We start from the raw sequence: 14201 nt of genomic DNA, 5'->3' as shown, positions 1-14201 counted from the left end.
CTTTATGAATTATATGCAGAAAACCTTCAGGAATCCAACTGAAATACTGATTTTTCCTAAAAGATAAGACTCTGTTAAAGCTTGGTGTTGATTTCAGCACGAAGGGTGGAGACGTCTGCAAGGGAAACATGATCGGGGAAAGCACCGGAATCGAACGTAGAAAGATTCCGGAATCCCGCCCTCATACCCGCGACAAGCTTCCACCCGTAGAGATAAAAATCATTTAGGAAAGATAACAGATCTTAAAGATAAAGGAAGAGACCTTCTGCAGCAACAAAAGGTCTCTTCGTATAGTTATAGAACTGCCGAGACGCGCATTTTATGACTCACGGTACACACCCCGGACGACATTCGTCTGGATACGGTCCGGGCCGACAGAGAAAATCGACAGCGGAATACCGGTCAGTTGCGCTATACGCTCGAGGTAATGACGGGCGTTCACCGGAAGATCATCAAGGCTTTTCGCACCCGTGATGTCTTCTGTCCACCCGGGAAGCTCTTCGTAAACAGGTTCGCATTCAGCCAGTTTCTTCAAGCTGGCCGGAAATTCTTCGATGATTTCTCCTTTGTATCTGTAAGCTGTGCAGATCTTCAAGCTTTCGATGCCTGTAAGCACGTCGAGTGAATTCAGGGATAAATCGGTGATGCCGCTCACACGACGGGCATGACGTACGACGACACTGTCAAACCAGCCCACACGACGCGGACGTCCGGTCGTAGTACCGTATTCATTCCCGGTCTCACGGATCTGATCCCCGATCTCATCTGTAAGTTCTGTCGGGAAAGGTCCGTCTCCGACTCTTGTCGTATAGGCTTTGGATACTCCTACGACATTCTTGATTTTGGAAGGACCGACACCCGCGCCGATCGTTACCCCGCCGGCAATCGGGTTGGAGGAAGTGACGAACGGGTACGTCCCCTGATCGATATCAAGCATGACGCCCTGCGCCCCTTCAAATAACACCCGGCGACCTTCATCAAGGTTATTGTCGAGTACGACCGACGTGTCACATACGTACTTCTCCACTTCCTGGCCGTACTGGTAGTATTCTTCCAGGATATCTTCAATACGGAAAGGTTTCTCACCATACACTTTTTCGAACAGACGGTTCTTCTCCGCAAGGTTCTGCTCCAGTTTCTCCCGGAAGCTTTCTTTATCCAGAAGATCAGCGATCCGGATCCCCATACGCGCAGCTTTATCCATATAGGCGGGCCCGATCCCTTTTTTCGTCGTGCCGATTTTGTTCATGCCTTTATCTTCTTCCTGAAGCTCATCGAGTTTCAGATGGTAAGGTAAAATGACGTGCGCCCGGTTGCTGATGCGCAGGTTATCGGTGGAAACACCGCGCTCATGCAGATAGGCCAGTTCTTCCTTCAGTGCTTTCGGGTCGATGACCATCCCGTTTCCGAGTACACAGATTTTATCCTCAAAGAAAATCCCCGAAGGAATCAGGTGCAATTTATATGTAGCATTATCAAATTTGATCGTGTGACCTGCATTATTTCCGCCCTGATAGCGGGCAACCACTTCTGCGTGCTGTGATAAATAATCCGTTATTTTGCCTTTTCCTTCGTCCCCCCACTGGGTTCCGACTACAACTACTGATGACATAAAGGCACCTCCTACGTTAATTCCTTTTCAGTTTATCAATTATTTCTGCCATCGTCAACAAAAACCGAACATTATTAAATAAAACATGTTTAATATTCGTTAAAACTCATATCGACTGCTTCCCATACAAAAAACCCCTGCCACACTAGGCAGGGGGGATATCCGAATCGCTATAACGGTGATCGAGGTCGACGAACTTGTTGTATTCTTTGACGAATGCAAGCTCGACATTTCCTACCGGCCCGTTACGCTGTTTCGCTATGATGATTTCAATGATGTTCTGATTCTCTGATTCCTGATCGTAATAATCGTCCCGGTATAAAAAGCCGACGATATCGGCATCCTGCTCAATCGAACCGGACTCCCTCAGGTCGGACATCATCGGACGCTTGTCCTGACGGGATTCGACCCCACGGGAAAGCTGGGACAAGGCGATAAGCGGCACGTTCAGCTCACGCGCAAGTCCTTTCAGGGAACGGGAGATTTCCGATACTTCCTGCTGACGGTTCTCCCTGGAGTTCCCACTCCCCTGGATCAGCTGCAGATAGTCGATGAGAATCATGCCGATCCCTTGTTCCTGTTTGAGGCGACGGCACTTCGAGCGGATTTCGTTAACGCGTACGCCAGGAGTATCGTCGATATAAATGCCTGCGTTCGAAAGACTTCCCATTGCCATCGTCAGCTTATTCCAGTCGTCCGCCTCCATTTTACCGGTACGCAAACGCTGTGCATCGATGTTTCCTTCCGCGCAAAGCATACGGGAGACAAGCTGGTCTGCTCCCATCTCCAGACTGAAGATAGCCACATTCTCGCCTGTCTGACCGGCGACGTTCTGTGCAATGTTCAAAGCGAACGCCGTTTTCCCCATCGAGGGACGGGCAGCGATGATGATGAGATCGTTCCGCTGGAAGCCGGATGTGATCGTGTCGAGATCTCTGTATCCGGTCGGGATACCGGTGATGTTGCCGTCACTCTGGTGCAGCTCTTCGATATTGTCATAGACGTCGATAAGGACATCTTTGATGTTTTTGAAGGCCTGGGAGTTCTTACGCTGGGATACGTCGAGAATCTCCTTTTCGGCCTGGTTCAGTACGTCTTCGATATCGTCTTCTTCCGCATAACCGTTCGTTACGATTTCTGTCGCTGTGCGGATCAGCTGGCGAAGCGTCGATTTCTCACTTACGATATCCGTATAGTAACTGATATTCGCAGCGGTAGGGACGGAGTTCGCAATGTCACTCAAATAAGTGACGCCGCCTACTTCCTCCAGGGTTCGATGATTGGAGAGGGCGGTCGTCACTGTGACGAGATCGATCGGTTCCCCGCGATCGGAAAGCCCGAGCATCACCTCGAAAATCCGCTGGTGACTGGCGCGATAAAAATCTTCAGGAAGCAGATGTTCAGCTGCAGTCGTCATGGCTGAAGGCTCCAGGAAAACGGCACCAAGCACCGCCTGTTCCGCTTCTATATTGTGAGGCGGCGTACGGTCCTGAAAAAATTCATTCACAAGCTTTGCCTCCTCTGGTCATTGATCCTACTTCTCCGCTACGTGTACGCGGATCGTACCGGTCACGTCCGGATGGAGCTTCACAGGTACTTCCGAGTAGCCGAGGGTGCGGATCGGATCATCCATGTCGATTTTACGTTTATCGATGGAGATGTCATGATCCTTTTTCAGCTGTTCGGAAATCTGCTTATTCGTAATGGAACCGAAGAGACGGCCGCTGCCTCCGGATTTCGCCGAAAGTTTCACTTCGATATCCTTCAGGTCTTCCTTCAGTTTCTTCGCATCATCGATTTCCTGTTGAGCCAGGTTCTCCTCTTTTTTATCCTTGGCTTTCTGAGCGTCCAGGTTCGCCTTGGTAGCCTCGACTGCCAGGTTATGCTTCAGAAGATAGTTACGAGCGTATCCATCGGAAACATTTTTGATTTCCCCTTTTTTCCCTTTACCTTTAACGTCCTGGTTGAATATTACTTTCATTCTTCTTCTCCCCCTTCAAAATACTCGTCGATTATATCTTGCAATAAAGCTTTCGCATCTTCAATCGTTGTGTCTTCAAGCTGAGTTGCAGCGTTCGTAAGGTGTCCGCCGCCGTTCATCTGTTCCATAATGACCTGGACGTTGATATCTCCGAGGGAACGGGCACTGATACCGACACGACCATCTTTACGGTCTGAAATGACGAAAGATGCTTCGATGCCGCTCATCGTAAGTAGCGTATCCGCTGCCTGAGCGATGACGACGGGGCCGAAGATATCCCCTTTGTCCGCGGTCGAAATAGCGACCCCGTCACGATAGATATCCGAACGTTCAATCAGACGGCTCCGGCGCAGGTAAATATCGAGATCCTCTTTCAGGAACTTCTGCACGAGCACCGTATCGGCCCCTTTCCCTCTCAGGTAAGAAGCGGCATCAAATGTCCGCGAGCCTGTACGAAGGGTGAAACTTTTCGTATCCACGATGATTCCTGCAAGCAGGGAGGTCGCTTCGAGCATCGACAGTTTCAATTTCTTCGGCTGGTACTCCAGAAGCTCCGTCACGAGCTCTGCTGTCGAGGACGCGTAAGGCTCCATATACACAAGTGTCGGAGATGCAATGAAGTCCTCAGCGCGTCTGTGGTGGTCGATGACGACGACGTGTTCCGTCTTGTTGAGAAGTTTCTCCTCTGCGACGAGCTTCGGTTTATGCGTATCCACGACGACGAGGAGGGTATCGTTCGTCACCATTTCCATCGCGTCCTCCGGAGAGACGAAATAATCCCAAAGATCTTCATCTTTTTTGATTTCTTCCACCATCCGCTGCACGCCTGTGTCGACGTCATTGGGGTCGAGTACAATCGCCCCCTGTTTCTGATTGGCTTGAGCGATTTTCAAAATTCCGATCGCCGCTCCGACCGAATCCATGTCCGGTGCTTTGTGTCCCATAACGAGGACTTTTTCGCTGCCCTGAACGAGATCCTTCATCGCATGGGAAATAACGCGGGCCCGCACCCGGGTCCGTTTTTCCATCGGATTCGTCTTACCGCCGTAGAAGCGGACCTTGCCGGTTTCATCCTTGATGGCAACCTGATCTCCCCCGCGGCCGAGCGCGAGGTCGAGGCTCGACTGGGCTATCGCTCCCATTTCCGGAAGCGTGATCGGCCCGACACCGACACCGATACTTAACGTAAGCGGCATATTCTGATCGGTGATAAGTTCGCGGACTTCATCAAGGATTTCAAATTTCGTTTTCTCAAGCCCTGACAAAATTTCTTTCGTCATGACAGCGATAAAACGCTCCTGGGATATGCGCTTCAGGTAAACGCCGTGCTGTTCCGCCCATTTATTCAAAATCGAAGTCACCTGGGAGTTGATATGACTTTTCGACGTATCGTCCATCCCCTGAGTGATCTCCTCATAGTTGTCGAGAAAAATCACAGCAAGCACGCTCTGTTCATTTTGATAACGCGACTCGATTTCCGTCTGTTTCGTCCGGTCGAACATGTATAGGAGACGGTCCTCCTGCTTCATGATCGTCTGCATACGTCTTCCGTCGAGTTCGACCCAGGCTTCCTCTTTATTCTCTTTGATGTTCGGGATCAGCTTCTCCGATAATTCGTTGAGGGAAGAACCTACTACCGAATTCTCATCCACGAACCTGTTCATATAAGGGTTCGCCCATTCGATCTTATAATCCTCACTGTAGAGGATGATACCGATCGGCATTTCAAGAAGAGCTTCCTCCCCGACTTTTTTCACCCGATAAGAAAGCGTGGATATATATTCTTCCGTATCATTGATTACCTGTTTTTCCGTACGGATACTATAAAAAATCGAACCGATAAGTAGCAAGGTCATCACAAGACCGAACATCCACTGGTAATACCAGATGAAACCCAGCAGAATCACGGACAGCATATAGATGACCCACAAATGCCCGCTCATCGCTGATGTTTTCTTTACATTTGCCATTCGCTTCAGCTCCTAATCAGAATCTCCGAGCTATTTCTTTTCTTTCACTTTGTCCCTGAGCGGGAAACCTATATCAATTATACCTAAGATTCGTACAAGATAAAGGAAGATCTGCGGCAGAAGCACCGACAAAATGATTGCCAGAACCGGCACCGCTTTCGACCACTGTTTTCTCTGACTGTAAAAAAAGATGAAGGAGAAACCCTGCAGAATAAGCAGCATCCCTGTCAGTGTAAAAACGTTGATGGTCGCAATATACCATATTCCTTCCTGGTCCATAAATATGAGATTCATTACCAGAGCAATGAAATAATACCACAAAATCGATGTCGGCAATCTCATTTCACGGACCGGCGGGAAAAAGAGCCCGGCTTTTTCGAGACGGTTCAACAGCTTATAGCTGAGCCACTGACTGATGAGAGCCATCACAATCCCGGTGGCTGCGAGAATGCTCGGTAAATAATCCGGAAGACTCTCCATCTGTTCCCGGAGCATCTGGATCGTCGCTTCTGTGTCCTCGCCGCCGACGGAGCCCAGCATGTTTTCCGTCATATTGATCGATTCGTCAATAGCTACCTGGATCTGTTCCATCCAGTTCATGCCGAACAGCGCCTGTGTCAAAACGTATACGGCTACAAGTCCGCCTATGAAGCCGAGAGAGCCGATGACCCACGTTTCGTAAGCGTCCCGTTTTTTGTGCATAGCCCCACCGAGACACACGCCTCCGATACCCGTAAGCAGCGTAACCGGAAACGAAAAGACCGTCGCTATAATCGAAGCGAGCACCGTCGCTCCGAACAACATGATGAACCCGGATTGAAATCCGAAATGATAGCTATAGATGACGAACGGAATCGGTAATGCGAACATTAAGAACGTCCCGAGAATCGGGATCGGTAAAAACAGAATAACAAGAAGCATCACTAAGTATATTCCCGTCAGTAATGCCCCTTCAGTAATTTGTTTCGTATTTTTCATTTCGTAACCCCACTTTTTCTCCATGAATAACCCTTCCTATTCTAACACAGAACAACGGTACGAGGCTCGAATGAAAAATTATCGTTTTGCCTCTCCTCTTCAATACTGTTATGATAATTTTTAATCATGAGCAACCATAAAGGAGGAAACGTATGCGTACCGATTACCACGTACATATGGCAGAGACCGGGCAGCTATCGACGGAGTACCTGAAGGAATACGTTCAAAAAGCGAAACAGGAAGGGATCGGAGACCTCGGCATTTCCGAGCACGCCTATTTTTTTCAGGAAACACGGCCGATTCTTTCCAACCCATGGGTGGAAAACAGAAGAACGCTTGATTTCAGCGAATATCAGGCCCTGTTCGATGAGGCGGAAAAAGAAAACCTGAACGTGAAAATGGGGATCGAAATGGACTACATGCCAGGGAAAGAAAAAGAAATGGAAACGTTCATCAAAGAGCAGCCTTTCGATTACGTCATCGGCTCCATCCACTGGATCGACGAGTGGGGCATCGATCTGGCCATTTACCGGGAAGAGTATGAAAAGCGCGACATCTATGAAGTATATGAGCAGTATTTCGACCGTGTGGTTACGCTTGCCGAGTCCGGACTTTTCGATTTCGTCGGCCATATCGATGTCATCAAAGTCTTCGGCTACGAGCCGGAGGATAAGGAGTTTTTACAGCGTCAGTATGAACGGGCAGCCAAAGCTCTGGCGAAGACCGGCACCCTGATCGAGATCAGTACAGCCGGCCTGCGTAAACCGACGGGCAAAATCTATCCGGAACCCGATTTCCTGAAAACGTGCAAAGAATACGGTGTCGGAATCACTCTCTGCTCGGACGCCCACAAACCGGAGCATCTCGGCTATCGGTACGATGAAGCCGTCGAGTTCGCGAAGTCGATCGGCTATGATGAAGTGCACACCTTCACCAAACGTAAAAAAGAAGCGCATCCGCTTACGTAATATTATGATAGAAAACCGCTCTCTGCCTAAGCAGGAGCGGTTTTTTGATCTTTGGATTCGGGTCTGTTAAAGCTTGTTGTTGATTTTAGAACGAAGGGTGGAGACACCCCCGGCAAGCTCCCACCCGTAGAGATGAAAATAAACCAAGAATGATAGATAACAGAGACGTTCATGCAAAGATATTTGCACCAGGATACATGAAAATTTTCGGGCTCTGTTATGATTCAAGCTTAATAAGGTGGATATAGATAAAGGCGGCGACTCCGACGGGAACTCGGGTAGCTGAAGCATTGCCTCTGGATAAGCGTCCGCCTGAATATTTATTTTCAGGGTAGCCTTAAATTTTGTTTTTGCTGAGTTCAGGTGCTGGTCCAGGGTCTTGAGCACCTCATTACTTCAATTTTTGTGGTGTTCAGGTCTATGAAACGGCTTCTGAGCACCTCATAAGTTTATTTTATGACGTGCTCAGGAGCGAATGGTTTCCGTGAACACCGCAAAACCAGAATACAAAAAAACCTCCAGACCCATCGTACATAGTCTGGAGGGTAAAAAGCTTCTTAGCGGACGCTTCCGCTTTTCTTTATGGCTAGCTGTAGCGTCCAGAAGTTCATGTCCTAAGCCGCACCCTCTCTTCCGGGAAAGTACACCCGAAGGCCGGGGGTGCCGGCTTACGCCAACACTTCTTAGCGGACGCTTCCGCTTTTCTTTATAGCTTCAGGTATTGCACACGATTGATATCCTCGACGTGGGCGAGGTGTTCCTGACAGGCAGGTTCCACTTCTTTATCCACCGTAAGAATCATAATCGCCGCTCCGCCGATATCCGTACGTCCCACCTGCATCGTGGCGATGTTGACGTCATGTTCAGCGAGCAGACTTCCGACACGGCCGATAGCACCCGGCTGGTCTTTGTGATGGATACTGATCAGGTGACCTTCAGGGATCACGTCGACGGAGTAACCATCAAGACGGACGACCCGCGCACCAAGGCCGTTCAGCAACGTCCCGGCGATACTTCTCGTTTCCTCATCCGTCTCAAGTTCCACGGTCAACAGATTCGTAAAGCCTTTCGTGGACGTCGATTTCTGTTCATTGATTTCGATCCCTTTATCTTTGGCGATTTTATAGGAATTGACGTCGTTCACACGAGTTCCGACGAACAGCTGCAGTACGCTTTTCACAACTTTTCTCGTGAGCGGTGTCGGATCGACATCAGCAAGCTCCCCGGAATAATAAACGTTGATATTGTTCAGACCTCCGCGTACAACACTTCCAAGGAAGGCTCCGAGCTTCTCGGAAAGCGTAATATAAGGAGTGAGCTTATCCTGCATCTCTTCAGGAATAGACGGAATATTCACGGGCTGTTTGGCATTCCCGCCGCGAAGCACTTCCATCACGTCATAACTTACATCGGTAGCTACGTTTTCCTGGGCTTCAATCGTACTCGCTCCGAGGTGCGGCACCCCGACGACCTGCGGAAGCTCAAGGAGTTTGTTGCCGACCGCCGGCTCTTCTTCAAACACATCGAGAGCTGCCCCGGCGATTTTCCCGGACTGAAGCGCCTCATACAATGCTTCTTCCTCGATGATCCCACCGCGGGCACAGTTAAGGATGCGGGCTCCATCCTTCATTTTCGCCAGCGCTTCTTTATTGATGAGGTGGTGCGTCGCATCGATGAGAGGGGTATGCACGGTGAGAAAGTCTGCCTGAGCAAGCACTTCATCGAGAGACCCGTGATCCACGCCCGCTTTCTCCGCTTTCTCTTTCGTCAGAAATGGATCATAGGCGATGACATTCATACGGTGACCTTTAGCGCGACGCGTGACGACACGGCCGATTCGACCGAAGCCGACAACGCCGAGGGTTTTATTTTTAAGTTCCACTCCGACATACTTCTTACGATCCCAATTGCCCTGTTGAAGGGAGTGGTACGCCTGGGGAATATTACGGGCCATCGACATGAGCATCGCCATCGTGTGCTCGGCTGTAGATATTGTATTACCATCCGGAGCGTTCACGACGACTACCCCGTTATCCGTAGCAGCATCAAGGTCTATGTTATCGACGCCGACACCGGCACGGCCGACGATTTTCAAATTCTCGCCGTGTTCCAGCAACTCCCTGGTTACCTGTGTCTGACTCCTGACGATGAGCGCATCCGCCTTCGCCACTTCTTCCAGGAGCTCTTTTTCTGACATGGAGGGTTTCTGAATCACCTCTGTGTCTGCCGCTTCAAGGAGAGGCTTTATTCCGTCTTCACTCAATGGATCACTGATCAGTACTCGGTTCATGATTCGATTCCTCCTCTAAAGTTGATTCCCCCGAAAGCGGGAGTATGTAAATAGGATAAAGACCTCTTTTCCTTTCAAATATATAATTCATTATCCTATCAGACACGGGGATAATGTCAATTGATTAAAATATTTCGGTACTTGAAATTATTAAAGGAAAACTGTATACTCAAAAAAGTAAATGTTTTCTGAATAATCACTACATAATCAAAGAGGGGGAAAAGAGGTTGAATAAAAAATTATTTTTTGGCCTTATTTTATCAATTATGCTGATGTTTTTGCTTGCTGCTTGTGGCGGCAACGACTCATCTGAAGAAGGATCTTCCGGAGAGGGGTCCGGAGAAGGTTCTTCCGGAGAAGAATCCAGCAGTGAGCAGTCCATATCTTTCACTGCAAAAAGTGAATTACCGAGTATGGACCCTGGTCTGATCACCGATTCTGTCGCTTTCCAGTGGGCAGGAGAAACATATGAAGGACTTTATCGTCTCGATGAAAACGGCGAACTCGCTGAAGGGATCGCCAAGGACCACGAAGTCTCGGAAGACGGAACAACATGGACATTCAACCTCCGGGAAGACGCAAAATGGGAGAACGGAGATCCGGTCACAGCCCATGACTTCGTCTATGCATGGCAACGCGCCGTCACACCGGAAACCGGCTCTGAATACGGCCCATACTTCCTCGGCGGAGTCGTACAGAACGCTTCTGCTATCGCTGAAGGTGAAATGGCACCTGAAGAGCTGGGTGTAAAAGCCGTTGATGACTATACGTTTGAAGTGAACCTGGAACAGCCGGTACCATATTTCGATAACATGACGGTGTTCATTACCTTCATGCCACTTAACCAGGATTACGTAGAAGAACAGGGAGACGAATTCTCCACGGAAGCGGACAACACGCTCGCAAACGGCCCTTTCAAAATGACGGAATGGAGTCACGGCGAAGGCTGGAAGATTGAAAAGAACGAAGATTACTGGGATGCCGACACGGTTCAACTGGAAGAGATCGACGTCAAAGTCATCAAGGAAACCTCTACAGCCGTAAACCTTTTCCAGACAGGTGAACTGGACCAGGCGGAACTGAATGCGGAGTTCGTAGATGAATACCGCTCCTCCGAGCACTTCCAGGTCGTAGAGGACCCTTACCTGTATTTCTTCAAGTTCAACCAGGAAGCACACGAAGCACTCGGAAACGTGGATGCGCGTAAAGCCATTTCGATGGCTATCGATCGTCAATCACTGACAGATGTCATCCTGAATGATGGTTCTGTTCCTGCTACAGGCTATGTGCCATCCAACTTTGTAACAGTCCCGGGTACGGACGGAAAAGACTTCCGTGAAGTACAAGGGCCGCTCGTTGAACATAACCCGGAAAAAGCACAGGAGCACTGGCAGGCAGCTCTTGATGAGCTTGGTACAGACTCTGTAACGCTTGAACTCATGGGAGATGACACAGACTCTTCCCAAAACGCGTTGGCTTACTACAAAGAGCAGCTTGAATCGAATCTTGAAGGCCTTAGTATCAACGTAGTGGAAGTACCATTCAAAGAACGTGTACGCCGTGACCAGGAAGGCGAGTTCGAAATCGAAGCAGCCACCTGGGGTCCTGACTACGCTGATGCGAATACGTACTTGAATATGTATCTCACAGACGGTCAGAACAACAACATGAACTACTCCAGCGAAGAGTACGACAACCTGATCAACAAAGCGAACACTGAGTTTGCACGCCAACCTGAAAAACGTTACGAAACGTTCTTGGAAGCGGAACGCCTTCTTCTTGAAGAAGATGCAGCCGTGGCTCCGATTTACCAGGATGCGAAGTCCCAACTGCTTCGCTCCAACATTGAAGGGCTCTTCCCGACAGCTACAGGCCCGACCTTTGAATTCAAATGGGCAAGTGTCCAATAATCAAATTCATGAAAAAGAGCATCTCCGTCACAAACGGGGATGCTCTTTTTGTATAATAATTCAAATGTATGGTCCTTCCACTTTCCTCGTTCTTCCACGATTACATATTATCCTGTTTCTTTCTCAATTCCCAAAGGAAAGACTCCCCTTCAAGTTCTACATCATCGTAGGTGAGCACATGATCTTTCTTTATATCATTCTTCAATTTTACGTTTGCACCCACTAACCCGATCGGTAAGGCTTTTTCATTTTTGGCACTCTCGTACTCATCCACTTTCCCATATACCGTGAACCCACCGATAGCATCCAGATAGCCTCCGGCCTTCAGGTCTTTTTTAGCTACTGCTACTGTTTCGGCAATCATACCGTGATAAGGGGCGATCGTCGGTTTGTTTTCAAAATAGGCCCTCGCAACAGACAAAGGTGTCTCGAGACTAGTCAGGTGATACGGGCGGTAAAGCACATAATGCGGCCCCTCCCCCATACTCAGATATTTCATCTCTTCTCTTACTTCTTCTTTCTCGGAAGTTATGATTGCAAACACACCAGGAGCGACTCCATTAATATAGTCTACCACGACTGGATAAAGTGAAAACGTATACTTCTGATACGATCTTTTCGATAGAAGAACTCCCTTCCTCTCTCACCATAGTCGGAGGAGGAATCATCGGTGTGGAATTCGCTACCATTTTTTCATCCCTCGATATTCCAGTTACCATCGTTGAACTCGGAGATCGGCTCATTCCGACAGAAGATGCAGAAGCGGCTCAAATTGTTGAAGAAAAACTCAAAAACTCAGGAGTGAAGATCTTCACGAATGTTTCTGTCTCCTCTGTGTCCCATCACTCAGATAAAGATGACATCCAGTTCACTCTGTCTGATCACACCGAGTTTTCGACAGGATCACTATTACTCGCTACGGGCAGAACACCGGATACCAGAGTTGTAGAGGACGTATCCATTGAGAAAGAGAATGGATTCATCAAAACGAATAACAAATTAGAGACATCTCTTCCAAACGTCTATGCGATCGGAGACGTAAACGGAAAAATACAACTGGCTCACACAGCCAGTGCCGAAGGACTTATTGCAGCAAATAATGCCAGCGGAGAACCATTAAAGACGATCGACTACCGGATGGTGCCAAAATGTGTCTATACTCTTCCGGAAATCTCAAGTGTAGGACTCACAGAGGAAGAAGCCCGTAATACCTATTCAAATATCAAAGTTCAAAAAGTCCTTTATTCTTCCAATGGTAAGGCACTTTCCTCCGGGAATACAGAAGGATTTGTTAAAACAATAGCAGAAGAACAATTTGGAGAAATACTCGGTGTAACGATGGTCGGCAGTCATGTGACAGAGATGATCGGCGAAAGTGTCGCTTTCATGAATCTCGAAGGTACCGTAGAAGAACTTGCAGAGACCATTCATCCTCACCCTACCTTATCGGAAGCTATGTTCGAAGCCGCTAATGAATGGTTGAATAAGGGGATTCACCACTGATATTCTTAAGTTCGTTCTGAAAAAAAAGAGGTGGAGATGTTATGTATAAATCCGGGGAAGACCGGCGCATCATGGTGAAAGTAGCCAAGCTCTATTATTTCGAGGGACATACCCAGGCTCAGATTGCAAAAATAATAGGTGTCTCCCGTCCCATTATTTCAAAACTGCTTACCCAGGCCCGGGAAGAAAATGTGGTGGAAATATATCAAAGACGAGAGCGCTCACACTGTAGATCTGGAAATGCAAATCGAGCGTCATTATGGACTCCGGGAAGTCGTTGTTCTGCCAAAGTCGGACTATCAGCCGGAAATGGTCCGTAAGATGTTGGGAAAAGCAGCTGCCTCCCACATTTCCAAAAAGGTTCCTCATATTTCGAAAATCGGAATCAGTTGGGGAAATCCGTTTATGCTTTCGTGGAAGAATATCCTTACCGCCGGGAAGACCACCTTCATATCGTGCCTTTGATCGGTGGAATGGGACAGAGTCATCTTGACTTGCATTCGAATATCCTTTCTCTACGCTTAGCTCAAAAAATCAATTCTTCCTGCAGCTATCTTTACGCTCCTGCCATGATGGATAATTCTGAACTGAAGGAACGATTACTGTCCTCCCTGGATATCTTCGGTGTATTGGAAGAAGGGAGAAGTGTGGATATCGCTGTCGTAGGTATGGGTAACCCCGTGAAGAATTCAACCATGGAAGAAATCGGTTATCTATCTTCCGAGGATGTTTCATCTCTTAAGAAATCAAGTGCCATCGGTGACTTGAATTCCCAGTTCTATGATATTAACGGCAATGCTCTCAATCACCCACTGAATGAAAGGGTAATCGGCCTTAATATGGAAGACTTGCGAAACATTCCGGAAACAGTCGCTATCGCTGAGGGTTTGAATAAAGTCCAATGAAGAGTACCGCCAGCATTTATCTAGTTTCCTCTTCGGCCTGCCGGTGCGTATTGCAAGTAAACCATATCGCTTTGCCAAAGAATT

Annotated in this window: 11 protein-coding genes and 1 pseudogene; 5 read left to right on the top strand and 7 right to left on the bottom strand. The window is 48.3% G+C overall.

All coding sequences use genetic code 11. The features are described 5' to 3' along the window. Positions 1 to 319: 319 nt before the first annotated feature. From BW944_RS11425 to BW944_RS11405, 5 genes are all read right to left on the bottom strand, one after another. On the bottom strand, positions 320 to 1612 hold the full coding sequence (locus BW944_RS11425) for an adenylosuccinate synthase (protein WP_076559801.1): 1293 nt from the start codon (positions 1610 to 1612) through the stop codon (positions 320 to 322). A 145-nt stretch (positions 1613 to 1757) separates the two neighbouring features. Beyond that, positions 1758 to 3119, bottom strand: coding sequence for a replicative DNA helicase (dnaB, locus tag BW944_RS11420; protein WP_076559799.1), 1362 nt, complete (start codon positions 3117 to 3119; stop codon positions 1758 to 1760). A 27-nt stretch (positions 3120 to 3146) separates the two neighbouring features. Next, positions 3147 to 3593 carry a 50S ribosomal protein L9 gene (gene rplI, locus BW944_RS11415; RefSeq protein ID WP_076559797.1) on the bottom strand — a complete coding sequence of 149 codons (447 nt, stop codon included), beginning with the start codon at positions 3591 to 3593 and terminating at the stop codon, positions 3147 to 3149. Further along, positions 3590 to 5563, bottom strand: a complete 1974-nt coding sequence (locus tag BW944_RS11410; protein WP_076559795.1) for a DHH family phosphoesterase — start codon at positions 5561 to 5563, stop codon at positions 3590 to 3592. Before BW944_RS11410 ends, rplI begins: the two co-directional genes overlap by 4 nt. Before the next feature lie 30 nt (positions 5564 to 5593). Next, the gene (locus BW944_RS11405) at positions 5594 to 6565 is read right to left on the bottom strand and encodes a YybS family protein (RefSeq protein ID WP_234983175.1); all 972 of its coding nucleotides are present in this window, start codon (positions 6563 to 6565) and stop codon (positions 5594 to 5596) included. 128 nt (positions 6566 to 6693) lie between these two features. Between BW944_RS11405 and BW944_RS11400 the strand changes: the two genes are divergently transcribed. Further along, positions 6694 to 7509 carry a histidinol-phosphatase HisJ family protein gene (locus BW944_RS11400; protein WP_076559793.1) on the top strand — a complete coding sequence of 272 codons (816 nt, stop codon included), beginning with the start codon at positions 6694 to 6696 and terminating at the stop codon, positions 7507 to 7509. Between the two features lie 706 nt (positions 7510 to 8215). On the opposite strand, the gene serA is transcribed toward BW944_RS11400, so the two are convergent. Next, complete coding sequence (gene serA / locus BW944_RS11395) at positions 8216 to 9799, bottom strand: phosphoglycerate dehydrogenase (protein ID WP_076559791.1); 1584 nt, start codon at positions 9797 to 9799, stop codon at positions 8216 to 8218. A gap of 227 nt (positions 9800 to 10026) precedes the next feature. Between serA and BW944_RS11390 the strand changes: the two genes are divergently transcribed. Beyond that, positions 10027 to 11709: a peptide ABC transporter substrate-binding protein gene (locus BW944_RS11390; RefSeq protein ID WP_084193729.1), complete on the top strand. Its 1683-nt coding sequence runs from the start codon at positions 10027 to 10029 to the stop codon at positions 11707 to 11709. 100 nt (positions 11710 to 11809) lie between these two features. Here BW944_RS11390 and BW944_RS11385 read toward each other — a convergent pair whose 3' ends face one another. After that, positions 11810 to 12286 (bottom strand): SAF domain-containing protein, encoded by a 477-nt coding sequence (locus BW944_RS11385; protein WP_327291182.1) that lies wholly within the window; start codon positions 12284 to 12286, stop codon positions 11810 to 11812. A gap of 11 nt (positions 12287 to 12297) precedes the next feature. Here BW944_RS11385 and BW944_RS11380 point away from each other — a divergent pair, with 11 nt between their 5' ends. The 3 genes and pseudogenes from BW944_RS11380 to BW944_RS11365 all read left to right on the top strand — a co-directional run bounded on the left by BW944_RS11380 (position 12298) and on the right by BW944_RS11365 (position 14117). Then, a complete protein-coding gene (locus tag BW944_RS11380; protein ID WP_076559786.1) occupies positions 12298 to 13212 on the top strand; it encodes a dihydrolipoyl dehydrogenase family protein in 915 nt (304 codons plus the stop codon). 41 nt (positions 13213 to 13253) lie between these two features. After that, positions 13254 to 13532, top strand: coding sequence for a sigma factor-like helix-turn-helix DNA-binding protein (locus BW944_RS15465; protein WP_076559784.1), 279 nt, complete (start codon positions 13254 to 13256; stop codon positions 13530 to 13532). Continuing rightward, positions 13453 to 14117, top strand: a pseudogene (locus BW944_RS11365) (sugar-binding transcriptional regulator). The gene BW944_RS15465 and the pseudogene BW944_RS11365 overlap by 80 nt, the downstream one beginning before the upstream one ends. The last annotated feature ends 84 nt before the right edge of the window (positions 14118 to 14201 follow it).

The sequence above is a fragment of the Salimicrobium flavidum genome, from assembly GCF_900156645.1.
Lineage (GTDB): Bacteria > Bacillota > Bacilli > Bacillales > Halobacillaceae > Salimicrobium > Salimicrobium flavidum.
Note: the sequence above shows the minus strand (reverse complement) of the source record. Positions and strands in the feature narration are given on the sequence as shown.